This window comes from Pantoea pleuroti, from assembly GCF_014156615.1.
In the GTDB taxonomy this organism is placed as follows: Bacteria; Pseudomonadota; Gammaproteobacteria; order Enterobacterales; family Enterobacteriaceae; genus Pantoea; species Pantoea agglomerans.
In genome coordinates, this window is record NZ_SBFD01000006.1 from 178,261 (window position 1) to 203,383 (window position 25,123).

General features: G+C 54.7%; 21 protein-coding genes, 1 tRNA gene and 1 riboswitch. Of the genes, 12 read left to right on the plus strand and 10 right to left on the minus strand.

What is annotated here, in order from left to right; genetic code table 11:
* The first annotated feature begins 1 nt into the window (after position 1).
* Positions 2 to 1,681 (plus strand): hypothetical protein, encoded by a 1,680-nt coding sequence (locus EPG66_RS15535; RefSeq protein ID WP_182687470.1) that lies wholly within the window; start codon positions 2 to 4, stop codon positions 1,679 to 1,681.
* A 682-nt stretch (positions 1,682 to 2,363) separates the two neighbouring features.
* Complete coding sequence (locus tag EPG66_RS15540) at positions 2,364 to 3,482, plus strand: PIN domain-containing protein (protein WP_182687471.1); 1,119 nt, start codon at positions 2,364 to 2,366, stop codon at positions 3,480 to 3,482.
* A 120-nt stretch (positions 3,483 to 3,602) separates the two neighbouring features.
* Here the strand turns inward: EPG66_RS15540 and EPG66_RS15545 are convergent, their stop codons facing one another.
* The 3 genes from EPG66_RS15545 to EPG66_RS15555 form a co-directional block, all read right to left on the minus strand.
* Positions 3,603 to 3,845, minus strand: coding sequence for a hypothetical protein (locus tag EPG66_RS15545; RefSeq protein ID WP_182687473.1), 243 nt, complete (start codon positions 3,843 to 3,845; stop codon positions 3,603 to 3,605).
* 435 nt (positions 3,846 to 4,280) lie between these two features.
* A tRNA-Ile gene (locus EPG66_RS15550) sits at positions 4,281 to 4,356 on the minus strand.
* A 202-nt stretch (positions 4,357 to 4,558) separates the two neighbouring features.
* On the minus strand, positions 4,559 to 5,350 hold the full coding sequence (locus EPG66_RS15555; protein ID WP_182687475.1) for an SDR family NAD(P)-dependent oxidoreductase: 792 nt from the start codon (positions 5,348 to 5,350) through the stop codon (positions 4,559 to 4,561).
* Positions 5,351 to 5,488: 138 nt separating this feature from the next.
* Between EPG66_RS15555 and EPG66_RS15560 the strand changes: the two genes are divergently transcribed.
* Together EPG66_RS15560 and mug are read left to right on the plus strand one after the other, a co-directional pair.
* Positions 5,489 to 6,073, plus strand: a complete 585-nt coding sequence (locus tag EPG66_RS15560) for a TetR/AcrR family transcriptional regulator (RefSeq protein WP_182687477.1) — start codon at positions 5,489 to 5,491, stop codon at positions 6,071 to 6,073.
* Entirely contained in the window at positions 6,070 to 6,588 is a 519-nt protein-coding gene (mug, locus tag EPG66_RS15565; protein ID WP_069025394.1) for a G/U mismatch-specific DNA glycosylase, read from the plus strand. The genes EPG66_RS15560 and mug overlap by 4 nt, the downstream gene beginning before the upstream one ends.
* A gap of 74 nt (positions 6,589 to 6,662) precedes the next feature.
* Here mug and rpoD read toward each other — a convergent pair whose 3' ends face one another.
* The 3 genes from rpoD to rpsU form a co-directional block, all read right to left on the minus strand.
* A complete protein-coding gene (rpoD, locus tag EPG66_RS15570) occupies positions 6,663 to 8,504 on the minus strand; it encodes an RNA polymerase sigma factor RpoD (protein ID WP_182687479.1) in 1,842 nt (613 codons plus the stop codon).
* A 536-nt stretch (positions 8,505 to 9,040) separates the two neighbouring features.
* On the minus strand, positions 9,041 to 10,786 hold the full coding sequence (gene dnaG / locus EPG66_RS15575; RefSeq protein WP_010699748.1) for a DNA primase: 1,746 nt from the start codon (positions 10,784 to 10,786) through the stop codon (positions 9,041 to 9,043).
* A 118-nt stretch (positions 10,787 to 10,904) separates the two neighbouring features.
* Positions 10,905 to 11,120, minus strand: a complete 216-nt coding sequence (gene rpsU, locus EPG66_RS15580; protein ID WP_001144069.1) for a 30S ribosomal protein S21 — start codon at positions 11,118 to 11,120, stop codon at positions 10,905 to 10,907.
* A 278-nt stretch (positions 11,121 to 11,398) separates the two neighbouring features.
* Between rpsU and tsaD the strand changes: the two genes are divergently transcribed.
* Positions 11,399 to 12,412, plus strand: coding sequence for a tRNA (adenosine(37)-N6)-threonylcarbamoyltransferase complex transferase subunit TsaD (tsaD, locus tag EPG66_RS15585; protein ID WP_010249066.1), 1,014 nt, complete (start codon positions 11,399 to 11,401; stop codon positions 12,410 to 12,412).
* 29 nt (positions 12,413 to 12,441) lie between these two features.
* On the opposite strand, the gene plsY is transcribed toward tsaD, so the two are convergent.
* Complete coding sequence (plsY, locus tag EPG66_RS15590; RefSeq protein ID WP_182687481.1) at positions 12,442 to 13,047, minus strand: glycerol-3-phosphate 1-O-acyltransferase PlsY; 606 nt, start codon at positions 13,045 to 13,047, stop codon at positions 12,442 to 12,444.
* Between the two features lie 108 nt (positions 13,048 to 13,155).
* Here plsY and folB point away from each other — a divergent pair, with 108 nt between their 5' ends.
* Positions 13,156 to 13,515: a bifunctional dihydroneopterin aldolase/7,8-dihydroneopterin epimerase gene (folB, locus tag EPG66_RS15595; RefSeq protein WP_010249061.1), complete on the plus strand. Its 360-nt coding sequence runs from the start codon at positions 13,156 to 13,158 to the stop codon at positions 13,513 to 13,515.
* A gap of 191 nt (positions 13,516 to 13,706) precedes the next feature.
* Positions 13,707 to 14,525 (plus strand): undecaprenyl-diphosphate phosphatase, encoded by an 819-nt coding sequence (gene bacA / locus EPG66_RS15600; RefSeq protein WP_086906458.1) that lies wholly within the window; start codon positions 13,707 to 13,709, stop codon positions 14,523 to 14,525.
* 15 nt (positions 14,526 to 14,540) lie between these two features.
* On the opposite strand, the gene EPG66_RS15605 is transcribed toward bacA, so the two are convergent.
* Positions 14,541 to 15,773, minus strand: a complete 1,233-nt coding sequence (locus EPG66_RS15605; protein WP_031590887.1) for a multifunctional CCA addition/repair protein — start codon at positions 15,771 to 15,773, stop codon at positions 14,541 to 14,543.
* A 158-nt stretch (positions 15,774 to 15,931) separates the two neighbouring features.
* The gene (locus EPG66_RS15610; protein WP_008925741.1) at positions 15,932 to 16,552 is read right to left on the minus strand and encodes a TIGR04211 family SH3 domain-containing protein; all 621 of its coding nucleotides are present in this window, start codon (positions 16,550 to 16,552) and stop codon (positions 15,932 to 15,934) included.
* Between the two features lie 272 nt (positions 16,553 to 16,824).
* Here EPG66_RS15610 and EPG66_RS15615 point away from each other — a divergent pair, with 272 nt between their 5' ends.
* The 3 genes from EPG66_RS15615 to hldE all read left to right on the plus strand — a co-directional run bounded on the left by EPG66_RS15615 (position 16,825) and on the right by hldE (position 22,516).
* On the plus strand, positions 16,825 to 18,135 hold the full coding sequence (locus EPG66_RS15615) for a CYTH domain-containing protein (protein ID WP_182687483.1): 1,311 nt from the start codon (positions 16,825 to 16,827) through the stop codon (positions 18,133 to 18,135).
* Between the two features lie 33 nt (positions 18,136 to 18,168).
* A complete protein-coding gene (gene glnE / locus EPG66_RS15620) occupies positions 18,169 to 21,021 on the plus strand; it encodes a bifunctional [glutamate--ammonia ligase]-adenylyl-L-tyrosine phosphorylase/[glutamate--ammonia-ligase] adenylyltransferase (RefSeq protein ID WP_182687485.1) in 2,853 nt (950 codons plus the stop codon).
* A gap of 70 nt (positions 21,022 to 21,091) precedes the next feature.
* On the plus strand, positions 21,092 to 22,516 hold the full coding sequence (gene hldE, locus EPG66_RS15625) for a bifunctional D-glycero-beta-D-manno-heptose-7-phosphate kinase/D-glycero-beta-D-manno-heptose 1-phosphate adenylyltransferase HldE (RefSeq protein ID WP_031590883.1): 1,425 nt from the start codon (positions 21,092 to 21,094) through the stop codon (positions 22,514 to 22,516).
* A gap of 39 nt (positions 22,517 to 22,555) precedes the next feature.
* Here hldE and ubiK read toward each other — a convergent pair whose 3' ends face one another.
* On the minus strand, positions 22,556 to 22,945 hold the full coding sequence (gene ubiK, locus EPG66_RS15630; protein WP_031590881.1) for a ubiquinone biosynthesis accessory factor UbiK: 390 nt from the start codon (positions 22,943 to 22,945) through the stop codon (positions 22,556 to 22,558).
* A 171-nt stretch (positions 22,946 to 23,116) separates the two neighbouring features.
* A riboswitch (FMN riboswitch) is annotated at positions 23,117 to 23,274 on the plus strand.
* A 110-nt stretch (positions 23,275 to 23,384) separates the two neighbouring features.
* Between ubiK and ribB the strand changes: the two genes are divergently transcribed.
* Both ribB and ygiD read left to right on the plus strand, forming a co-directional pair.
* Positions 23,385 to 24,041 (plus strand): 3,4-dihydroxy-2-butanone-4-phosphate synthase, encoded by a 657-nt coding sequence (gene ribB, locus EPG66_RS15635; protein ID WP_083070120.1) that lies wholly within the window; start codon positions 23,385 to 23,387, stop codon positions 24,039 to 24,041.
* Positions 24,042 to 24,276: 235 nt separating this feature from the next.
* Positions 24,277 to 25,062, plus strand: a complete 786-nt coding sequence (gene ygiD / locus EPG66_RS15640) for a 4,5-DOPA-extradiol-dioxygenase (RefSeq protein ID WP_069025389.1) — start codon at positions 24,277 to 24,279, stop codon at positions 25,060 to 25,062.
* Positions 25,063 to 25,123: the final 61 nt, after the last annotated feature.

A 25,123-nucleotide genomic window follows, 5' to 3' on the forward strand; every position in this document is an offset into this window, starting at 1 on the left:
GATGAAACCTGTAACCCGACTTTACCTGTCAACTGATGAAGTGCATCTGACAGATGCCGCTCTGGTGCTGGAGCTTAGCAGCTGTGGCCGTGGCTTCATCACGGCAAAGACCAGCACTGATTACACCGGCAAAATGGTCCGCATTGATACCGGCTACCCTGACCGGCTGCTGCGCTGGTTTACCGGATACGTGGAGCGCTCGCAGCCTTCGGAAACCGGCTATCAGCGTCTTTTCATCCGGGAGCTGTGCGGCGTATTTGATCGCGCATGGCCGTGCGCATTTCAGCACCCGACGCTTCGCCAGATTGCTGCCTGGCTGGAAGAACACAGCGGCCTGACCGTTACCGTGCCGCAGGCAGCTTACAGCGACAGGCCGATCCCGCACTTCACGCACAGCGGTACAGGATTTCAGCTGCTGGCCAGTCTGGGGCGCGCCTTCGGGATTGCCGATTATCTCTGGTATCAGCTGCCTGATGGCAGCATGTATCTGGGCGGCGCTGAAAAGGCGTTGTTTGCCGGTAAGCCGGTGGATATTCCGCCGGAGTTCAGCCAGTCCATTGCCGGTGGCAATACGATGACCGTACCTGTGATCCAGTCACTGCGTCCGGGCGTGGAGGTAAACGGCCAGCGCGTGACAAAGGTGCAGCTGAGCGGCGACACCATGACAATTACCTGGACGCCGCGAAACCGTATCACCGGCCAGCCGCTACAAAAAACACCGGTACAGCGGCAGGTTGAAAGCCATTACCCGGAGCTGGCCAGCGGCCTGCACCTGCCCAAAATGGCGCGCGTTGTTGCGCCGACTGAGGCAGTAAAAAGCGGAAACTTTGCTGACCCCTTCAGGCCGCGCTATGCCGTTGATCTGCAGCTGCTGGATGCTGACGGCAATCCGGACGGCAACACGCCGGTTTATCCTGCCGTGCCGCTGCCCGTTCCGATGGCCGGTAATGATTCCGGCATGTTTCAGTTTCCGCCAGAGGGTACGCTCGTTGAGGTCGGTTTTACCGGCGGACGCCCGGACAAGCCGTTTGTGCGCCAGACCATGCCAGACGGGACCAGCCTGCCGGACGTGAAGCCGGGCGAACAGCTGCAGCAGCAGCGCGCGGAAGTATCACAGCGGGTAACGCAGGCGGGAGACTGGGAGCGCCAGACAGATCAGGCCATTCGTGAAACGTCCATGAGCCGGGAAGTTAAAGCCGATACGGAAACGCGTGATCTGGTCAGCAGGGAAACGACAGTCAAAGCTACGGACAGGACCACTGTGATCGGAACGGCGTCACTGATGGCCGGAGCAATTCAGCACGTGACAACAGGCAATTACAGCGTGGCCACGCAGCAGAGCCAGCTGATTACAGTGGGCGGTAATGCGGAAACGGACGTCACCGGCAGCGCGGCGATTAAAGTCGGTCAGGCACTGACTGAAAAAATTGGCCAGCTGCGCCAGAGCATTGCAGGGACGCGTCAGGAAATTATCGCGCCGGTTGTATGGATTGGTTCAGAGAAGATTAACGTGGCCCAGCTGATGCTCGATACCGTGGCGCTAGTGCAGCAGCTGGCTGACCAGCTGGCCAGCCATACGCACCCGTCAACCGGCCAGCCCACGAACAGCAGCGATATCGCAAAGAGCAGCCAGCAGGCCGCCGCGCTCAGTACGAAATATTCACCCGTCATAGGCAAGTAAGCCAGCACACTAACCCGCTATCGCAGCGGGTTTTTTATTGCCCGTCACCAGAACGCCTCAGACGCACAATGCGCCACGCAAAGGCGCGCCTATCATGCACGACAACCATAAACAGATCATCCGCACAGCGCGGCACTGGCTGCGCGTCAGTACGGCAAAATAATCGTCCGGCAGACAAAATCGGCGCTACACCGCACCCGCCTGCAGGTTTTGCATCATAAAAATTTTTCAGTTCTATTTTTTTACAAAAGGCATGGCCAGACCGCGCCGGTGCTGAAGTCCCGCCAGAGTCTGCCAACTGAAAAGAATGAAAAGAATTTCAGTGTTTTTCACTATTATCGATCTAAGTTAGATGAAATAATTTACGTAACAATAAGATAAATAAGGGAAATTTAGGATTTTTGTGACTTATGAAGAGTGTTTTCATTTTCGTGTTGAGTTCACTATGGCAAAGCTGAAGCCAGAGCAGGCGCGGCGCAGCTACAAATAAGAAGGCAAGATCAAACTGAAAAGTTGCACACATGTCGCAGGCAGAATGTAGTGTTCTCACAGCTGCATAAAACTTAATTTTAATGTTGGAATTTAAGAAAATCTTTGCCACATTAATAGTTGATTTTTAGCTGTGCGAGTTTTTTGAGGAATAATTGACTTAATTTTTTGAGCTTACATCAAGGCATTCGATATGACTGAAAAATTTACCGCGATTTTGCTAGATACTAGTATTTACGATCAGTACGGGTTAAAGCTTGAAAAAGGGCTTCTGGGTAAGCTTTCCCAATTCAGCAGAACTTCGACGACATTTTTGATTCCGGATGTAATTTACAATGAGGTCAAAAATCATCTTGAAAGAAAAATAAAGACTTCACGTGGCTCGCTTGAAAAAGCTCTGGAAGAAGCAGGCGATCATCTTTTTTTTGATGGAAGTGAACTAAATGATGCAAAAAAAACGTTGATTGAAAGCAGAGAGGTGGAAGGATTAGGTAAGAGCAGGTTAGACAGATTTGTAGCAGTAACAGATGCAGAGGTTTTAACTACAGGTGATTATGTTTCTGTACCTGAGCTACTCAAACGCTATTTCTCTTCCGAAGCCCCCTTTGCAGATACTGGTAAGAAAAAAAATGAGTTTCCAGATGCAATAACACTCATGGCCGTCCAAGCTTGGGCTAAAGAGAATGGTGAAAATGTTCTTGCTGTAGCAAGAGATGATGATTGGCAGCGATTTTGTGTCGACGCTGATAACTTGCACTTCGAACCAGACTTATCAAGAGCATTAGCACACTTCAACGAAGAGACTGCACCCTATGAGCTAATTGATAATCTACAGAAAGCGCTTGAGCAAGGACAAGCCAATAAGTTCCTGCATGATGTTGCTGTACACCTTGAGTCAAACTTTGATGGTTTTTCACCAGAACAAGAGGCTGATTCATATTTATATTGGGAGTCTGAAGGGTGTTCAGGTGGATTTGAAGATTTTGATTTCTCAGATAATCACTTCACTGTCATTGACAAGGATGAAAACTGGGTTGTTTTAGAAGCAGATGCAGACATTTCTGTTTATGCAGAAGGAGATTTCTCCTTATCAGTTTACGATTCATTCGACAAAGACCACGTCTACATAGGGAGAGTTACTAAACGAGCTGAGGAAACATATACCTCCAGAATACTTATTACAATCTCTGGAGATTTATCCGGTCCTATTGATGATTTGACCATAGAAGATGTCGAAGTGATCGAACGCCCAACGTCGATGGATTTTGGAGAGCTTGAACTGGAGTATGAGCCTGACGAGGAAGACTTATAACTTAAAAATAGGCGCTATCTCAATCGCCAGTTTCATGAGAGATTTAATCTAAACTATTGAATATAATTATTAAAATAAACCAAACCCATCTGTTTGCTAAATAGATGGGTTCAGAGTGTATTAAAAGTCTTCAATAGATCCTAGTTCTACATCTTGTTTGCTTCCTGCAATTTCTTTAATGGAAACAAGGAGAGCATCCTCTGCGCCGCCTCTTTCTCGAAGACTATCTTCTTTGACAAAAAGTTTGTCTTGGTGCATTCGCAAGATTGCTCCATCAGCGATGGCGTAAAGGTCTTGGCCAGTGCGGTGCATCTCTAGGAGCAAAGCTTTTAACGCCAGTTCAGTTTGATATTTTGTGGCCATCTACATTAAATCCTTTAACTAGGTAGGTTTAAAATAGGTATAGGTGAAACAATGATAGTTTTTTAGATAAGTCATTGTTTAGATAGTTATTTTCGAGCTAGAAACTAGACGGTTATGAGTGCAATACCAAAATAATACTAGCAGAAGCTTTGCCGCCATTTTGCCGCCATAAAAAAATATTCATAACATAAGATAATGATATTATTATTAAATTTTTGTTGGTTAAGTTGTTTTGCAATACATCTCACCATAAGGATAGCGGCCAAACTCTGGGCCTATTTTGTCCGCTATCTTCTTATCAGAATCAGACGCTAATCCGGATGCTATCAGCCCCAGCCTGTTTTCTCATGCGACACTTTTGCGACACTCACAAGCAGGGCAACAAAAAAGCCACTCAATAGAGTGGCCTAATTACATGATTTTAAAGCTAAAATTTGGTGGCCCCTGCTGGGTTTGAACCAGCGACCAAGCGATTATGAGTCGCCTGCTCTAACCACTGAGCTAAGGGGCCAGCGGAGCGGGGATTATAAAGTATCTCTTCAGGGCAATCCAGCACTCAGCCACCGGTTGCTGAAATAAGCAGCAGTGATTTACCTGCTGATTTCTATAACAAATCTGGCGAACCGCGATCCCGAAGTCGCAAACAGGCACGGATAATGCTTCTCCGTGCCTTTAGTGAAACCGGACTGCAGTCGTTATGGCTGATGGCTGACTCAGCGCTGACGATAACGGGATGCTGATTGATTCCGTGAAAGGTGGGGAACCATTGTGCCGCGTGCCTGATCGTAGTCGTGCCACATTTGCAGATCTTCCAGCGCCGGAATGGTTACCGTCTCCTTGCTGTCGAGTCCGGCAAGCGCGGCGTCCACCATCTCATCAACGTCCATCAGCATTTCAGCCGGAATGTCATTAATAGACTGGCCTGCGCGGTCGAAAATCTCCGTACGGGTCGCACCGGGCAACACCGCCTGTACCTGCACGCCGCTCTCTGCAAGTTCACGCTGCATCGCACGCGTCAGAGTCAGTACGTAAGACTTAGTGGCGTTATAAGCGCCGTTGAACATCTCATGCACCAGCGACAGCACCGATGCGATATTGATAATGATGCCATTACCGCGCGCTTTGAAAGCCCGGCCAGCCGCCTGTGCCAGACGGGTGGGTGCCAGAATATTTAACGCCAGCATGCTGTTAATGCGTGTGATGTCCGCCTCAAGAAACTCACCCTCAACACCCATGCCCGCGTTGTTCAGCAGCAGCGTAATCTGTGCGTTGTTCGCGAGCTCCGACTCCACGCGTTGCAGATCCTGCTCGTGCGTTAAGTCAGCCGCCATAACCGTCACCTGAATATCGTGCTGCTTTGCCAGTGCGTCAGCCAGGGTGGTGAGCCGGCCCTGATCGCGCGCGACCAGAATCAAATCATAACCGCGTGCTGCCAGTCGTTTTGCATAGGTCGCGCCGATACCGCTGGATGCGCCGGTAATTAAAGCTGTGCCTGATTGTGACATCTCTTTTTCCTCGTATGATGATCGTCATAATAGCTATCAATATGACGATCATCATATCTGTCGTCAAGCTGGAATATGATGACCGTAATAATTACTATAATAGCCAGACGCTACGTAGCAGATACCGCAGGAGATGAGATGGAGAAGCAGAGCAGCAAAGCGCATACGCGGTGGCGTATCCTTGATGAGGCGGCGCGCGTGATGCGTGAAACCGGCACCGAAGGAATTGGTGTAGCGGCGCTGATGAAGCGGGTCGGTCTGACACACGGCGGTTTTTATGCGCATTTTACCTCACGCGAGGAGCTGGTTGAGGAGGTGCTGAAGCATATGTTTGCTGAAGCCGATACCTTCAAGCCTGCGGAGTCCGTGACAGAGCCAGCACAGCAGCTGGCAGATTTTATTGATAGCTATCTTTCCGAGGCGCATCGCAATGCGCCGGCGCAGGGCTGTCCATTAGCCGCTCTGGTGAGTGAAGTGGCTCATCTTCCACAGCCGACACGGCAGATCTTCGCACAGGGCTTTAACGCGATGCAGGCCGGTCTGGCGCAGATATTGCTTGGGCTGAGGCTGCCCGATGCGGAAGCGCTGGCCTCCAGCATGCTCGCAGAGATGGTTGGCGCGCTGGCGCTGGCGCGCGCCTGTCCGGATGCAGAGCAGGCCAGCCAGATGCTGCAACGCAGCCGCGATGCGCTGAAGCAGCGTACGCTGGAGGTGGCGGCATGAGTGAACACGCTATCCGCGACATCATCAGTTCCGGTCTTGATGTGCTGTTCTGTGGCATTAACCCGGGACAGTCCACCGCCCATCAGGGGTTTCATTTTGCGCATCCCGGCAACCGGTTCTGGAAAGTCATCCATCTGGCGGGATTCACCCAGCAGCAGCTGAAACCGGAAGAGGAGCAGCGCTTAACGGAAACCGGCTGCGGCATCACCATGCTGGTTGAGCGGCCCACGGTGCAGGCGAGTGAGTTAGCGCCTGATGAGCTGCGCGATGGCGGTAAACGGCTGATGGAAAAGGTGCTGGATTACCAGCCAGCAGCGCTGGCGATTCTGGGTAAGGATGCGTTTCGTCGTGCTTTTAAGCAGAGCAAAGTCGAATGGGGCAAACAGCCGATATGTATGGGGAAAACGCAGGTGTGGGTGTTGCCGAATCCCAGCGGCCTTAATCGCGCATCTCTGGACGAGATGGTAGAGGCTTATCGTCAGCTCTATGTGGAACTGCATGCGGGGAACGAATGAATCTGCGCAGGGCAGGGGAGAGGCAGTAACAGGCAGGCATAAAAAACCCCGGCGAACCGGGGTTTTTGTCTGACTTAATCGTCGAGGAAGCTACGCAGCACTTCCGAACGGCTCGGATGGCGCAGTTTACGCAGAGCTTTGGCTTCAATCTGACGAATACGCTCACGCGTAACGTCGAACTGTTTGCCCACTTCTTCCAGCGTATGGTCAGTGTTCATATCGATACCGAAACGCATGCGCAGCACTTTCGCTTCGCGCGCGGTCAGGCCAGCCAGCACGTCATGGGTAGCAGAACGCAGGCTCTCTGAGGTAGCAGAATCCAGCGGCAGCTCCAGCGTGGTGTCTTCGATAAAATCGCCCAGATGTGAATCTTCATCATCACCAATCGGCGTCTCCATAGAGATCGGCTCTTTAGCGATTTTCAGCACCTTGCGGATTTTATCTTCTGGCATCAGCATACGTTCAGCCAGCTCTTCCGGCGTGGGTTCGCGGCCCATCTCCTGCAGCATCTGGCGTGAAATACGGTTGAGCTTGTTGATGGTCTCAATCATATGCACCGGAATACGGATGGTACGCGCCTGGTCGGCGATAGAGCGGGTGATAGCCTGACGAATCCACCAGGTCGCATAAGTCGAGAACTTGTAACCACGGCGATATTCAAACTTATCTACCGCTTTCATCAGGCCGATATTACCTTCCTGAATCAGGTCAAGGAACTGCAGACCGCGGTTGGTATATTTCTTGGCAATCGAAATAACCAGACGCAGGTTAGCTTCCACCATCTCTTTCTTGGCGCGACGTGCTTTGGCTTCACCGATCGACATGCGACGGTTAATGTCTTTGACCTGTTCAATGGTCAGACCGGTTTCTTCTTCAACCTGCGCCAGTTTCTGCAGGGAACGTGTCACGTCATCCTGCACTTCCAGCAGCTTTTCAGACCACGGCTTGTTCATGGCCAGTGCGGCTTTGAACCAGGTTTCATTGGTTTCGTTGCCGGTAAACAGCGTGATGAAGTTTTTCTTCGGCATTTTGCATAGCTCAATACAGAGCTTCATGATCAGACGTTCCTGCGTACGGACGCGTTCCATCATGGTGCGCATGCTGCCTACCAGGTAATCGAACTGCTTCGGTACCAGGCGGAACTGCTTGAAGACATCAGAGAGGTTCTGGATTTCAGCAACGGCGGCAGCATGACTGCGACCTTTGCTTTTAATCACTGCGCGGGTAGTTTCATATTGCTTACGCAGGTCAGAAAACTTCTCGCGCGCCAGTTCCGGATCGATTGAGTTATCGTCGTCGGAGCTGTCATCATCCTCCTCATCTTCTTCTCCATCGTCTTTACGATCGGCTTCAGAAAGTTCAGAGCCCACGTGCGTTGCCGTTGGGGCGATATCTTCTTCTGCGTTAGGATCGACGAAACCGGTGATCAGATCGGAGAGGCGTGATTCGCCTGCTTCAACTTTGTCGTACTGATCCAGAAGATACGTAATCGCTTCAGGGTATTCGGCTACAGAACACTGAACCTGGTTGATACCGTCTTCAATACGCTTAGCGATGTCAATTTCGCCTTCGCGCGTCAGCAGTTCAACGGTACCCATTTCACGCATATACATGCGGACCGGGTCAGTAGTACGCCCGATTTCAGATTCAACGCTGGATAACACCTGAGCGGCAGCTTCCGCGGCATCTTCGTCAGTATCGGAGCTGTTTTCGTTCAGCATCAGATCGTCGGCATCCGGGGCTTCTTCAACCACCTGAATACCCATGTCGTTAATCATCTGGATGATGTCTTCGATCTGATCTGAGTCGACGATATCTTCCGGCAGATGGTCATTGACCTCAGCATAGGTCAGATAGCCTTGCTCCTTACCACGGGTGACAAGAAGCTTGAGCTGTGACTGCGGGTTTTGCTCCATAAGACGGTATCCACACTTCTGTTAAATTAGATTGGTGTCGGTCGGCAGCGAGCCAACAATAGCAGTAAAGGCATTTAATTCTTGCCGCTGCCTTCGTCGCGGCGTGGGCTTTGCCCATCAGTATTCGGCACTTAAGCCGCTTGTATAAACTCTGTGCTAATGGCCTGGCTTACTCGTCATTCTGCTCCCCGGCAGTGCTCGCTTTCCTCACGTACTTCAGTACGCTCCGGAAGCTGTGCGCTGGCGGTGACCAGACTGACTTCGACGCCTGCGGCCTTTAAATTTTGTGCTGCTGGCCTGGCTTACTTGCCATTCTGCTCCCCGGCAGTGCTCGCTTTCCTCACGTACTTCAGTACGCTCCGGAAGCTGTGCGCTGGCGGTGACCAGACTGACTTCGACGCCTGCGGCCTTTAACTTGTGGTACTGCGGACTATTTCGGTACCGGCATCACTCACGGTAGCGAAACGGGTGTCAGCGGCACTAAAACAGGCAATCTGCCCTTTCATCTGTCAGAACGGGCAGCGTGCTGAAAACAGTTACTTTCTGGCAAACGCCTGACTGAGAGTCCAGAGTTCCCGGCGCTCATCGGCGCTCAGTCCCTGGGTGCGTTCACGCGCAATCAAAAACTCCAGGCGCTCTTCAAGAGCAGAGTCGTAGATGCTGGCCAGCGAGTCCTGAAACACCGCTTCGGCTTCCTCATCTACTATCATGTGGTTCCAGATCGCCAGTGTTTCAAGCGTCTGACTAAAATTTGTTCCGCGATATAACTCTAGTAGCTGACCGGTGGTCAATCCAGGATTCTCATTACAACGGCCCACTAATTCAATAAATAGCGGTAAACCCGGCATTTTTGACTCAGACAGCCCATCAAGCGAAGGCACCAGGGTGGCCAGCTGCGGACTCTGAATCAGCAACGCGATCAGCACGCGCATAGTGGTACGCTTGAGCGGTGGCGCTACCGGCGTCGTTCCGCTTGCGGCCAGCTTCGGCATCAGCTTTTCAAGCTGATTGTCGTCAAGAATACCCAGTTTATTCCCCAGTTCCTGACGCATATAAATTCGTAAGGTCTCACCAGGGATCTGTGTAATCAGCGGTAAAGCCAGCGTGCTCAGGCGCGCCTTTCCGTCGCGTGAGCTCAGATCCACCTGCGGCAGCAGGCTATCAAATAAAAACGAAGAGAGCGGCATCGCCTGCTCCATCCTCGCTTCGAAGGCGTCTTTACCCTCTTTGCGTACCAGCGTATCCGGGTCTTCACCATCGGGTAAAAACATAAAGCGTAGCTGACGACCATCATTCATGTAAGGCAATGCGGTTTCAAGCGCACGCCATGCCGCTTCACGACCCGCCCTGTCGCCGTCGTAACAGCAGATCACGGTGTCGGTACTGCGAAACAGCAACTGAATGTGTTCAGCAGTGGTGGAGGTGCCTAATGACGCGACGGCATAATCTATTCCGTACTGCGCCAGCGCAACCACGTCCATGTATCCCTCAACCACTAACAGGCGGGCGGGTTCAGGATGGTTCTTAACGGCTTCATAGAGGCCATAGAGCTGGCGGCCTTTATGGAAAATAGGTGTTTCCGGCGAGTTCAGATACTTCGGCGTATCGTTACCCAGCACGCGTCCGCCAAAACCTATGACGCGTCCACGCTTATCGCGAATCGGAAACATGACGCGGTCGCGAAACCGGTCATAAGTACGGCCTTTGTCATTGCTGACCAGCATGCCCGCTTCCATCAATGACTCGCGATCTTCCGATTGCTTACCAAAACGCTTGAGAACGTTATCCCAGCCTGCTGGCGCGTAACCTATGGCGAAGTGATTGATGATTTCGGCGCTCAGACCACGACGATCAAGATAGTCGCGTGCTGGCTGCGCACTGGATTGCTGCAGACCCTGCTGATAAAAACCGTTCAGGTTCTCCATCAGCTGATACAGGCTCTGGCGCTGATGGCGTTCCATCTGGCTGGGCCCGCTGCCTGCTTCGTAAGGCACGTCTAAACCGTGGGAAGTGGCTAACTCTTCAATACTTTCCACAAACTCCAGACGATCAAAGTTCATTAAAAAGTCGATAGCGTTGCCGTGTGCACCACAGCCGAAACAGTGATAGAACTGCTTTTCGCCGTTTACGGTGAAAGAGGGCGTTTTTTCATTATGGAAAGGACAGCACGCATGGAAATTCTTACCCTGCTTTTTCAGCTTAACGCGGGCATCGATAAGATCCACGATATCCGTGCGGGCAAGTAAATCGTTGATAAATACGCGTGGAATTCGTCCAGCCATACGCCCCAGATTTTCAGCTCATAAACGGCAACAAGCCGCGCTTCCTTTCGGAAAGCACGGCCTTTTACTTGACTCTGTCTGCGTGAATCACGCGGTGGAGGCGGACCTCCGGAACGACTTAGTACAGACGAGTGCGGCGTGCGTTTTCGCGAGCCAGTTTCTTGGCGTGACGCTTAACTGCTGACGCTTTAGCGCGCTTACGTTCGGTAGTCGGTTTTTCATAGAACTCACGACGACGAACTTCAGCCAGAACGCCTGCTTTCTCGCATGAACGCTTGAAGCGACGCAGTGCTACGTCAAATGGCTCGTTTTCACGTACTTTAATTACCGGCATGTAACTCTCACCTCGATAAAATTCGGTTTTTGCTGCTGACTGCGGCGCCAGCACATTTCAAAATGGTGCAGCATTTTACTCCAACTCAAGTTGGTTTGTAAAGCACCATGGATAATTTGAAACCAACAGGAGCGTTTGCCTGTGCGGCTGCCGGTTTTTCCAGGGGCGGGAGTATAGCGCACTCTTTAGCCGACAGAAAATGACTTTTTACGGTGGATGCCCGCGCTGCACATCCAATTGCTGTGATAAACTGCGCGCCGCAAGAATGAGGTGATGCAATGCGAATTCTGGGTATTGAAACGTCGTGCGATGAAACCGGCATCGCAATCTATGATGACGAGGCCGGATTACTGGCTAACCAACTCTACAGCCAGGTAAAACTGCACGCCGATTATGGCGGTGTGGTGCCGGAACTGGCCTCACGTGATCACGTGCGTAAAACCGTGCCGTTGATTCAGGCTGCGCTGAAAGAGGCCGGTCTGGAGCCGCAGCAGATCGACGCGGTGGCTTACACAGCAGGCCCTGGACTGGTCGGTGCGCTGCTGGTCGGTGCCACCATTGGCCGCGCCCTGGCGTTTGCCTGGAAAGTCCCGGCCGTGCCGGTCCACCATATGGAAGGCCACCTGCTGGCGCCGATGCTGGAAGAGAATCCGCCGGAATTTCCGTTTGTCGCACTCCTGGTGTCGGGCGGACATACGCAGCTGATTAGCGTCACCGGCATTGGTGAATACGCGCTGCTGGGTGAATCGATCGATGATGCCGCGGGTGAAGCGTTCGACAAAACGGCCAAGCTGCTTGGGCTGGATTATCCGGGCGGGCCAATGCTGTCGAAGATGGCGCAGCAGGGCACGGCGGGACGTTTTACCTTCCCGCGTCCGATGACCGATCGTCCGGGCCTGGATTTCAGCTTCTCCGGCCTGAAAACCTTTGCCGCGAATACCATCCGCGCCAATGATGATGATGCTCAGACCCGTGCTGACATCGCCCGCGCCTTTGAAGATGCGGTGGTGGATACGCTGTCGATCAAATGTAAGCGTGCGCTGGATCAGACCGGCTTTAAGCGTCTGGTGATTGCCGGTGGCGTCAGCGCTAACCGCACACTGCGCGAGCAGATGGCGATCATGATGCAAAAGCGCGGCGGCGAAGTGTTCTACGCCCGCCCGGAGTTCTGTACCGATAACGGTGCGATGATCGCGTATGCGGGCATGGTGCGGTTAAAAGGCGGAACGCGGGGAGAGTTAAGCGTCAGCGTGCGACCGCGCTGGCCGCTGGCGGAACTGCCCGCCATCTGATGTGAAAAAAGCCGGCTTGCCGGCTTTTTTTATGGCTGAGATTTCTTTTTGCGCTTCCAGATTTTGCCTTCCTGACCCCGCCACAGTCGCTGAATATTATCGTGATGACGCAGCAGGATCAGACAGGAGAGCATAGAAACCGGGAAGGTGAACTGCGGTTTGAACCACCACACATAAAAAGGCGCGATCAGCGCGCTGACGATGGCACCCAGCGAGGAATAGCCGCTGAGTAAGACCGTTAACAGCCAGGTGCCGGTGACCAGCCCGGTTAAGTCCCAGCCAATCGGCGCAATCGCGCCAAATGCCGTCGCCACACCCTTGCCACCGCGAAAGTGAAAGAATACCGGATAGATATGACCCAGACAGGCGGCGATGGCGGTCAGGCCCAGATAGAGCGGAGTCACATGCATCAGATAGGCCAGCCAGACCGGCACCATCCCTTTCAGCACATCAAACACTAATACGCTGGCTGCTGCGGTTTTACCGCCCAGACGCAGGACGTTGGTGGCACCCGGATTGCCGGAACCGTATGTGCGCGGATCGGGCAGGCCAGCGAGTTTGCAAACCAGAATCGCACTGGAAATCGAACCGCAAAGATACGCGAAAATAATCATACCAAGCGCGAAAGCACTCATAACACCGTACCGTTCCCTTTAGGGTCGTTTTGATCTCTTTAACCGTGGATAATACGCATAATCAGCCGGAAGTGGTATCCGGCTTAGCCAAAAACAGAGACTCTCATCATGGATATCGTATTTATAGAACAACTCACGGTTTTCACCACCATTGGCGTTTACGACTGGGAACAGGGCATACAACAGAAGCTGGTGCTCGATGTCGAAATGGCCTGGGATAACCGTCTGGCGGCCAGCAGCGACGATGTGAAAGATTGTCTCAGCTATGCGGATGTCTCCTCGGCGATTCTGACGCATCTTACCGGCAGTCGTTTTGCGCTGGTTGAACGGGTTGCTGAAGAAATCGCGGATCTGTTGATGAACCGTTTCAATTCGCCTGGTGTCCGCATAAAGGTAAGCAAACCGGGGGCTGTAGCCCAGGCAGCACAGGTTGGCGTGCGAATTGAGCGCGGGACTATTCCTAAATAAATACGATGTGATTGCCATCACAATGAAACCAAACCAAATTACTGTCTGTCATAGCGTGTACCGTTTCGTTACAGCAGGCGAAATGGTGTAGACCTTAAGGTTTAATTCAGGCTGATAGCGGCATGATTTCAGGCGATAGCGACGCGCTACCGCCTTTTTAATGGTTTTGAAACGGATAGAGGAAACATTTGATGGCAGATATTCATCAGCTTTGGGTAGCTGCAATCCTGGGCGTTGTGGAAGGACTGACCGAATTTTTACCGGTCTCTTCCACAGGGCACATGATTATAGTGGGTCACCTGCTGGGCTTTGAGGGTGAAAAAGCCGAGACCTTTGAAGTTGTGATCCAGTTAGGATCGATTCTGGCTGTAGTAGTGATGTTCTGGCGCCGTCTGTTTGGCCTGATCGGCATCCACTTTGGCGAAGTCAAACATGAAGGCGTCGGTACTGGCCGTCTGTCGCTGATCCATATCCTGCTGGGTATGGTACCGGCGGTGGTCGTGGGTCTGGTGCTGCACGATCAGATTAAAACGCTGTTTAATCCGATCAACGTGATGTACGCCCTGGTGGTAGGTGGTGTGCTGCTGCTGGCAGCAGAGTTCCTTAAGCCAAAACAGCCGAAAGCGGTGGGCGTCGATGATATTACCTATCGTCAGGCGTTGATGATTGGCTGTTTCCAGTGCTTAGCGCTGTGGCCGGGCTTCTCACGTTCCGGTGCAACCATCTCCGGTGGCATGCTGATGGGAGTGAGCCGCTATGCCGCGTCTGAGTTCTCCTTCATCCTGGCGGTGCCAATGATGATGGGTGCGACCGTACTGGATATGTACAAGAGCATCGGCTTCCTGACGATGGCGGATTTCCCGATGTTCGCAGTGGGCTTTGTCACGGCGTTTATCGTGGCGCTGATTGCGATTAAAGCCTTCCTTCAGCTGATCAAACGCATCTCGTTTGTTTCGTTCGCGATCTACCGCTTTATTGTGGCAGCCGCGGTTTACATGGTCTTCATGTAAAGCCCACGCAGCCTGCTAGTCAGGCTGCGTAATCGCCAGACCCTGAGCGACGGCGTCAATCCGTCGTCGCGTCAACTCTTCCCGCACTTCTGCACCTTTAAATCCCGCTTCGACCACCGCTTTGGTCGGCACCGCCTGCGCCAGCGCAAAAGCACGACGCAGATAGTCGCCCTGCGGATAAGGCATGCTCTCCAGTCCGGCTCGCCCGCGCGCATCCGCTTCACTGGTTAGTGCCATCTGCTCAACGCGCTGCGGCTTACGCCAGGCATCGATCCGGTCAAACAGTGCCACCAGTGACGCGGCGGATTGCCGTTCAATGGTGTGCACCACGTCGTGAAATTCGGTCACAATCAGCGCCAGATCGCGAATCGCGTTTGGCACCCGCAGTCGCTGGCACAGCGCCCCGACCAGCGGAACGCCCGCCAGGCCATGACCGTGGTGGCTGGGCCACAGCTCAGGCGGCGTCAGCGCCTTGCCGACGTCATGGAACAGCGTGGCGAAGCGCACCTCGATCTCACTGGAGAGGGCGGCGGCCATCGCCAGTGTCATCAGCGTATGGACGCCGGTGTCGATCTCCGGGTGCCACTTAATCGGCGCAGGAATACCAAACAGATTATCCAGCTCAGGAAACAGCACCTGCAACGCACCGCAGTCGCGCAGGACCTGAAAATAGACCTGCGGATTACGGGAACTCAGCGCCTTTTCCGTCTCTTTCCACACCCGCTCAGCAGTGAGATTCGACAGCTCGCCGCTTTCGGCCATCTGCTGCATCAGCTGCTGGGTTTCGGGGGCAATACGAAAGTTGAGATGGGCAAAACGCGCCGCAAAGCGTGCAACGCGCAGTACCCGCAGCGGATCTTCACTGAAGGCGTCAGAGACGTGACGCAGCAGGCGCAAGGCAATATCACGCTGGCCATTATAAGGATCGACCAGCTCGCCGTTTTCATCCTGCGCAATCGCATTGATGGTCAGATCGCGGCGCTGTAAGTCCTGCTCCAGCGTCACGTCGGGCGCGGACCAGGTGACAAAACCGGTGTAGCCTTTCCCGTTTTTCCGCTCGGTACGTGCCAGCGCATACTCTTCGCGACTGACGGGATGCAGGAAAACGGGAAAATCGCGACCGACCTGGTGATAGCCCTGCTCAAGCATGGCTTCGGGCGTGGAACCTGTCACCACCCAATCTTTGTCTGTAACCGGCAGATTCAGCAGCGCATCACGCACCGCACCGCCAACAAGAAACGTCTTCACGCAAAACTCCAGAGAAAAAGAAATGACCTGCACGCCGGGCGCGTCCCGCGCCTGAAATCAGCGGTGCATATCATTTTATTGTTGCACAGATTCCCCGGATTGCAGACATGCCAAAAGGGGGATCCTGCGATCCCCTGCTCAAATCCGGCTAAATGGTATCAGTTCATCCAGCGATCGCTTTTCTTACGGCGCGGCAGCATGTGCGGCAGTAACAGGCCCAGCAGCAGGCCGACGCCCAGCACGCCGCCGCCATACATAAACCACTGCATGATGATGGTGCGCTGCTTATCATCCAGCTGAACGTTAGCGGCGCTGACTTTCTTCTGCGCGACGATCAGCTCATTTTTCAGCTTCTGATTCTCGCCTTTCAGCCCGTTGATAACGCCGTCGCTGCTGGCGACTTTGTTCTGCATCTCAGCCGTGCGCTGGTTCCAGCTGTTGTCGATGTTATCCAGTTTGGCGGTCAGATCTTTCACCTGCTGCTCAAGCTGAGGCACCCGGGTGCGCAGGCTCGGATTAGCACTGAGCTGCGACAGCGGGATCCAGGTGGTGCGGCCTTCCGAATCACGGATCTGGCCATAATGCGTGTCATTGTTGGTCTGTAACAGCTGCACCTCTTCCCCGGCGTTCAGCTTACCGAGCAGGCGAAACTGATCGCCCGGTCCGCTACGAACCCAGGTTGAAAGTTCATCAGAAACATAGCGTTTTTCGTCGGCATGGGCAGGTGCAAGGGTGCTAAGGGCCAGCAAAGTGAGTCCAGCGAGAGTAATTTTTTTCATTCGATTTCGTTTGGCTTAGTCTGACTAAAAATTTACCGGCACAGTCTGGAGAGGCCTCGCATAAATCTGAATGAGAACTATCCTGGTCTCATGAGAGTGCGAAAAGGTCTGCGAAAGAGCAAAGAAAGCAGAGACAGCGCGGCTTCTGTGCATTAATCTTCGCCTGATAACCCCTTGCCCTCCAGGCGACAGCTTGAGTAACCTGCTGATAATCGCCTGAAATATGCAGGAAACACCCTCTTAAGTGCCAGCGGCGTAGTGAATAAAAAATTATGACCATCGAAATCGAACTAAAGTTCATTGCAACTCCACAGGCGGCCGGGAAACTGGCTGAACTGCTCTCCACTCTGCCGCATCAGCATCAGGCTGCTCGCGAGCTGACCAACATCTACTTTGAAACCGACGACAACCAGCTACGACGCTGGGATATGGGATTGCGTATCCGCGGCGTTGACCAGCGTTATGAAATGACGCTGAAAGCGGCGGGGCAGACGCTCGGCGGACTGCATCAGCGCCCGGAATACAACGTTGAGCTCAGCGAACCGGTTCTGGACATTGCACGCCTGCCAGCAGAGATCTGGCCGCAGGGCACTGATGTCGCGGCGCTGCAGCCGCGCTTGCAGCCCCTGTTTACCACTCATTTCCAGCGCGAGATCTGGCTGATCACCACAGGCAACAGTGAAATTGAAGTGGCGTTTGATCAGGGCGAGGTCACGGCAGGTGATCTCAGCGAACCGCTGTGCGAGATCGAGCTGGAGCTGAAACGTGGCGAACGGCAGGATCTGCTGGCCTTCGCACAGCAGCTGGTGGCGCTGGGCGGTCTGCGTATGGGCAGCCTGAGCAAAGCCGCCCGCGGCTATCAGCTGGCGCAGGGTAATCCGCCGCGCCAGATACAGTCTTTCCCGCTGCTGAAAGCGGGCGCCAAAGCCACCGTAGAGCAGGGCATGGTGGCCGCGATGTCAGCAGGACTTCATCACTGGCAATATCATGAAGAAGTCTGGCTGCGCGGCAACGCGGCGGCTCAGGATGCGGTGCGCGAAGCGCTGGATCTGCTGCGTCAGGCGTTCAGCCTGTTTGGTGCGCTGGTGCCGCGTAAAGCCAGCAGTGCGCTGCGTCAGCAGCTGACCACGCTGGAAGAGACGCTGGTGAATGAAGAGCAGGATGCTGCCACTTTCTGCTTATCTTCCCTTTCGGTTGAGACGCAGCTGGCGCTGACACACTGGCTGGCTGAATCTCAGTGGCGTCAGTGGATCGATGCCAAAGGGGAAGCCAAGCTGCAGGGTTCCTATAAACGCTTCAGCGACATTATGCTGAGCCGCGTCAATGCCGATCTGAGAGAAACGTTCATCACGGTAAAACAACCCAACGAGTATCAGGACAAAGCTACCCGTCTGGCGCGTCAATTGCTTACCGTCCACCTGCTGGCGGGATTCTATCCGTCTGAGGCGGTCGTCAGCTGGCTCGACCCGTGGCAACAGCTGCTATCGGCAATTCATGAAAAACAGACGTCCGGGTTAGCCTGGCTGGCGATGCAGGCGCTGAAACAGCCTCCGTTCTGGCTCACCAGCGGCGCTGGCCGCTAACGGGCATTCCGTCACGCCATCAAGGAGGGAGTTATGTTGTCAGCACTTCCCGCGTTGCTACGCGACCAGGCCGAAGAGGCCGCCCGACAGCTTGGGGTTCCGCTGGCTTCGTTAAGCCCGGAGCAGGCTGCCGGACTGGCTTTCAGCGATTTTGTGCTGGAAAACCTGCAACAACATCCCGACTGGTGGCAGGCGATGCTCGACCAGCCGCCGCAGCCTGATGAGTGGCAACACTATGCTGCGTGGCTCAATCAGGCGCTTAGCGGCATCGACAGTGAAGCGAGCCTGATGCGTGAACTGCGGCTGTTTCGTCGCCGTATGCTGGTACGCATCGCCTGGATGCAGTCTCTGCAGCACGCCACAACCGAACAGAGCCTGCAACAGCTCAGCGCATTAGCCGAAGTACTGATCAGCCGGGCGCGTGACTGGGTTTATCAGGATTGCTGTCGTGATTTTGGTACGCCCTGTAATGCGGACGGCGACGCGCAGCCGATGCTGATTCTGGGCATGGGCAAGCTGGGCGGCGGCGAACTCAATTTCTCCTCTGATATTGACCTGATCTTTGCCTGGCCGGAAAACGGCACAACGCGTGGCGGACGGCGTGAACTCGACAACGCTCAGTTCTTTACCCGCATGGGGCAGCGGCTGATCAAAGTGCTGGATCAACCCACCATGGATGGCTTTGTCTATCGGGTGGATATGCGGCTGCGCCCGTTTGGCGACAGCGGCCCGCTGGTGATGAGCTTTGCCGCGCTGGAAGATTATTACCAGGAGCAGGGACGCGACTGGGAGCGTTACGCTATGGTCAAGGCGCGGCTGATGGGTGATGACCACGATCGCTGGAGCCTTGAACTGCAGCAGATGCTGCGACCATTCGTTTACCGCCGCTACATCGACTTCAGCGTGATCCAGTCACTGCGTAACATGAAAGGGATGATCAGCCGCGAAGTGCGGCGACGCGGGCTGAAGAACAATATCAAACTGGGTGCGGGCGGCATCCGTGAAACCGAATTCATCGTGCAGGTATTCCAGCTGATTCGCGGCGGGCGTGAGCGCTCATTACAGCTGCGTTCACTGCTGCCGACGCTGGAGGCGATTAAAACCCTGGCCCTGCTGCCCGCGGAACAGGTCGATGCGTTGCGTGTTGCCTACCTGTTCCTGCGGCGGCTGGAGAATCTGCTGCAAAGCCTGGGCGACGAGCAGACCCAGACCCTGCCAGAGGATGAACTGCATCGTGCCCGGCTGGCGTGGGCGATGGATTGTGCCGACTGGCCTGCTCTGATGACCCGGCTCGATGGCCAGATGGCGGCGGTGCGCGCTATCTTCGACGAGCTGATTGGCGAAGATACCCCTGAGATTGGCGACCAGCGTGAGCTGGCAGAGTTTCAGGTGCTGTGGCAGGACCAGCTGGAGGATAGCGAACTGGCGCCGCTGGTGCCGCAGCTCAGTGACGAGCAGCGGCTTACGCTGCACCAGACGCTGGAGGCGTTTCGGCAGGATATCAACCGGCGCACCATCGGCCCGCGTGGCCGTCAGGCGCTGGACCAGCTGATGCCGCGACTGCTGAGCGAAGTCTGCCCGCGTGAAGATGCGGCGGTGACGCTCGGCCGCCTGACGCCGCTGCTGATCGGCGTGCTGACCCGCAGCACCTATCTGGAGCTGCTGACCGAATATCACGGTGCGCTGCGCCACTTAATTCGCCTGTGCGCCGCCTCACCGATGGTAGCCAGCCAGCTGGCGCGTCACCCCTTATTGCTGGATGAACTGCTCGATCCCGCCACGCTCTATCAGCCAACCGCCACCGATGCCTATCGCGATGAGCTGCGACAGTATCTGCTGCGCATCCCTACCGAGGACGAAGAGCAGCAGCTGGAAGCGGTGCGACAGTTTAAGCAGGCACAGCATCTGCGTATTGCTGCCGCCGACATCGCCGGAACGCTGCCGGTGATGAAAGTCAGCGATCATCTCACCTGGCTGGCTGAAGCGATTATCGAATCTGTGGTGCGCCAGGCGTGGAATATGATGGTGCAGCGTTACGGCCGTCCTTCGCATCTGAGTAATGAACATGAACGCGGTTTTGCCGTGCTGGGCTACGGCAAACTGGGGGGCTGGGAGCTGGGTTACAGTTCTGACCTCGATTTGGTGTTCCTGCATGACTGCCCGGCAGACGCGGTGACAGAAGGAGAGCGCAGCATCGATGGCCGTCAGTTCTATCTGCGCCTCGCCCAGCGCATCATGCATCTCTTCAGTACCCGCACCTCCTCCGGCATTCTCTACGAAGTGGATGCGCGCCTGCGTCCTTCGGGCGCGGCGGGCATGCTGGTCAGTACTTTTGAGGCCTTTGAAGAGTATCAGCGCAGTGAAGCCTGGACCTGGGAGCATCAGGCGCTGGTCCGGGCACGCGTCGTCTTTGGCGAGGCGGCACTGGGTGAACGTTTCAGCGTGATTCGTCAGGCGATTCTGTCGCTGCCCCGTGCCGCCGAAGCGCTGCAAACTGAAGTGCGTGAGATGCGTGAAAAGATGCGCGCTCACCTCAGCAACAAACATAAAGGTCGCTGGGATATTAAAGCCGACGCGGGTGGCATCACCGATATTGAATTCATCGCCCAATATCTTGTCTTACGCTACGCCGCTGAGCAGCCTGAACTGACGCGCTGGTCTGACAATGTGCGCATTTTCGAGCTGATGGCGAAGTACCATAAAATGCCCGCCGATGAAGCACAGGCGCTGACGCAGGCTTATGTGACGCTGCGCGACGCATTGCACCATCGTGCCCTGCAGGAACAGCCCGGTCACGTTGAGCCAGAGGCCTATGCAGCGGAGCGGCAGACGGTTCTGAGCAGCTGGCAGCGCTGGCTGATAACGCCTGCGTCTATCCTGGCGTGATGCTGATAGCACAAATCGCAACTGTGCTATCATCCGCGCACTATTTTTAATGCAGTCTGGAGTGTCTGGAATGAAAGTGACTCTGCCCGCGTTCGGCCAAGCCTCAGTGCTGGTTGTTGGCGATGTAATGTTGGATCGTTACTGGTATGGCCCAACCAGCCGTATCTCCCCTGAAGCGCCGGTTCCGGTGGTGAAAGTGGACACGGTTGAAGAGCGCCCTGGCGGCGCGGCAAACGTGGCGATGAACATTGCAGCACTCGGTGCCGCGTCGCGACTGATTGGCCTGACTGGCGAAGATGATGCGGCGCGTGTGTTGAGTAACACGCTGAAAGACGTCAACGTGCATTGTGACTTCGTGGCGGTCAAAAGCCATCCGACCATTACCAAACTGCGCGTGCTTTCCCGTAATCAGCAGCTAATCCGTCTCGATTTTGAAGAGGGCTTTGATCAGGTCGATCCGGAGCCGATTCACCAGAAAATGCGTGAGTCACTGGCCGCCGCGGGTGCGCTGGTGCTGTCAGATTACGCCAAAGGTGCGCTCTCCAGCGTGCAGACCATGATTACTCTGGCGCGCGAAGCGGGCGTACCGGTATTAATTGATCCGAAAGGCACCGATTTTGCGCGCTACCGTGGCGCGACGCTGCTGACGCCGAACCTCTCTGAGTTTGAAGCCGTGGTCGGCAAATGTAAAAACGAAGAGGAGATCGTGGCGCGCGGCACCCAGCTGATCGCCGATTTTGACCTCTCCGCGCTGCTGGTGACCCGTTCAGAAAATGGCATGACGCTGCTGCAGCCGGGCAAAGCGCCTCTGCATCTGCCCACCCAGGCACAGGAAGTCTATGACGTGACCGGTGCGGGCGATACGGTGATTGGCGTGCTGGCGGCGGCATTAGCGGCCGGTGATTCGCTGGAAGAAGCCTGTTTCCTGGCCAACGCGGCTGCGGGTGTGGTGGTGGGTAAACTGGGTACGTCCACCGTCAGCACCGTTGAGCTGGAAAATGCGATTCATGCCCGCCCGGAACAGGGTTTCGGCATCATGACCGAAGCGCAGTTAAAAGCCGCCGTGGAGATGGCCCGCCGCCGTGGCGAAAAAGTGGTAATGACCAACGGCGTGTTCGACATTCTGCATGCCGGTCATGTCTCCTACCTGGCAAATGCCCGCAAGCTCGGCGATCGACTGATTGTCGCGGTGAACAGCGATGCGTCAACTAAACGTCTGAAAGGCGAAAGCCGTCCGGTGAACCCACAGGAAAACAGGATGATCGTGCTGGGCGCGCTGGAAGCGGTCGACTGGGTGGTGGTATTTGAAGAGGATACGCCGCAGCGGCTGATTGCGGGCATTCTCCCTGACCTGCTGGTCAAAGGGGGAGATTACAAGCCAGAAGATATCGCGGGCAGCAAAGAAGTGTGGGCAAATGGCGGCGACGTTCAGGTGCTGAACTTCGAAGATGGTATCTCCACTACCAACATTATCAAAACCATCCGCGGCAGCTAAAACGCAGCGTAAGCGGGAGCCGCGCTCCCGCTTAAAGGCTTATTCTGGCTTGTTGTCCACAACAGGTTTCACCACGTCTGCAACCGGTGACGGCGAGGCTGCGGGTGAGGTCGCTACGGCGGCTGATGGTGTGGTCGCGGCAACAGGGGTTACCGGTGCGGTTGCCGTCGGCGGCGTACCGGCTGATGACCCCTGACTTTCCAGCTGCGCCAGACGCTGCTCCAGCGCCGCCAGCTTCTCACGTGTACGCAGTAATACCTGCGTCTGCACATCAAACTCCTCACGGTTGACCAGATCCATCCGGGTCAGCTGCGCCTGAAGAACCTGACGAATTTTCTTTTCGACATCATCACCAAACTCACGAACACCTTTAGGCATCGCTTCGTGAACCTGACGGGCAAGTTGTTCAATTTTTTTCGTGTCGATCATGATGATTTCCTGGTTACGGGGAGCTGTGTCAGCGTGTTTACCAACGTAATAAGTGTTAAGTGTAATGCCAGAAATGAAAAGGATAAACCTCAAATCGGTAACGCAGGAAATGCAAAAGCAATTGCGCTATTGATGATTGCCGCCTCAAACGATCGGCGTTATAGTTAAAGTGCTTATTCTCAGGGCGGGGCGCAATTCCCCACCGGCGGTAAATCAGCTTCGGCTGAAAGCCCGCGAGCGCTTTATCTTGATGAAAAGAGAGGTAAAGGTCAGCAGATCCGGTGTAATTCCGGGGCCGACGGTTACAGTCCGGATGGGAGAGGGTAACGACATCTGTCGGACAATTGTGTCTGCTTCACGTTATTGCCACGTCTTTTTGACGTCACTCCTAAGCACGCCCTGATTCTGGTAACCCATACATTTTAAGGTTTTTATTACCATGAATCAGACGCTACTTTCTGAATTTGGCACGCCTGAACAGCGTGTAGAACGTGCTATCGCCGCCCTGCGTGAGGGACGCGGTGTGATGGTACTCGACGATGAAAATCGCGAAAACGAAGGCGACATGATCTTCGCCGCAGAAACCATGACCGTTGAACAGATGGCACTGACTATCCGTCACGGCAGCGGCATCGTCTGCCTTTGCCTGAGCGAAGCGCGTCGCCAGCAGCTCGATCTGCCAATGATGGTGGAAAACAACACCAGCTCTTTCGGCACTGGCTTCACCGTGACCATTGAGGCCGCAGAAGGCGTCACCACGGGCGTCTCCGCGCAGGATCGTATCACCACCATCCGCGCCGCCATTGCCGACAATGCCAGACCCACCGATCTGCATCGCCCTGGTCACGTCTTCCCGCTGCGTGCCAGCGAAGGCGGCGTATTAACCCGTGGCGGGCATACCGAAGCGACTATTGATTTAGTCACCCTGGCCGGCTTTAAGCCCGCAGGTGTGCTGTGCGAACTGACCAATGACGATGGCACCATGGCCCATGCGCCAGAAGCGATTGCGTTCGCCCGTCAGCACAACATGCCGGTGGTGACCATCGAAGATCTGATCGCCTGGCGTCGCGCGCACGAAACACGCCACGCCAGCTAATCTGGCTGCCGCGATAAACAGGCTCCTCCCGGGCCTGTTTTTCTTCCTGACGCTCGGGATGGCGCGGCCTGACCGCTGACTTTCCCTCTCTCCTTCATGCCGAAAGCGCTGTTAAACCTGCCACGTTAAATTTCATTCAAATTTCCTGATGATCACCATCATGCTTATCCGCGTGATAAAGCAGCGGATGCGCGTATCGTAATGGCTATCAAATACTCGATCCCGGGGATCACGAATGAGCCAGTTACGAATGCCAGCGCTGTTTTTGGGTCACGGCAGCCCGATGAATGCCCTTGAAGAGAATCGCTATACCGCCGCATGGCGTCACCTGGGCGATACTCTGCCACGTCCACGCGCGATTATTGCGGTTTCGGCGCACTGGTATACGCGTGGCACCGCCGTGACGGCAATGGCACAGCCTGAGACCATACATGATTTTGGTGGCTTTCCGCAGGCGCTGTTTGATACGCGCTATCCGGCACCGGGATCGCCTGAACTGGCGCAGCAGCTGGTGAAGCAGTTAGCGCCCGTTGCGGTGACGCTGGATCACAAGTGGGGACTGGATCATGGTTCCTGGGGTGTGCTGATCAAGATGTATCCGGATGCTGATATTCCGGTGGTGCAGCTAAGCATTGATGGCACCAAACCCGCGGCATGGCACTTTGAGATGGGCCAGAAACTGGCTGCACTGCGCGATCAGGGTGTGATGATTGTCGCCAGCGGCAACGTGGTACATAACCTGCGTAAAGTGCGCTGGGATGGCAACAGCGAAGTTTATCCATGGGCCAGCAGTTTTGAACAGTTCGTGCGCGATAACCTGGCGGTGCAGAGCGATGCTGCTTCTCATCCGCTGGTTAACTTTATGGATCATCCTGGTGCGGCGCTTTCTAATCCGACACCTGAGCACTATCTGCCGCTGCTCTATGTACTTGGCGCACGTCAGCCGGATGACGCCATCAGCATTCCGGTTGATGGCATGGAGATGGGGGCGATCAGCATGTTGTCGGTTCAGGTAGGTTAGGGCGAAGCTGACAGCCATAGAAGAGCTTATTGTGCAGGGAACACGGTCAGAAGAGGAAAGC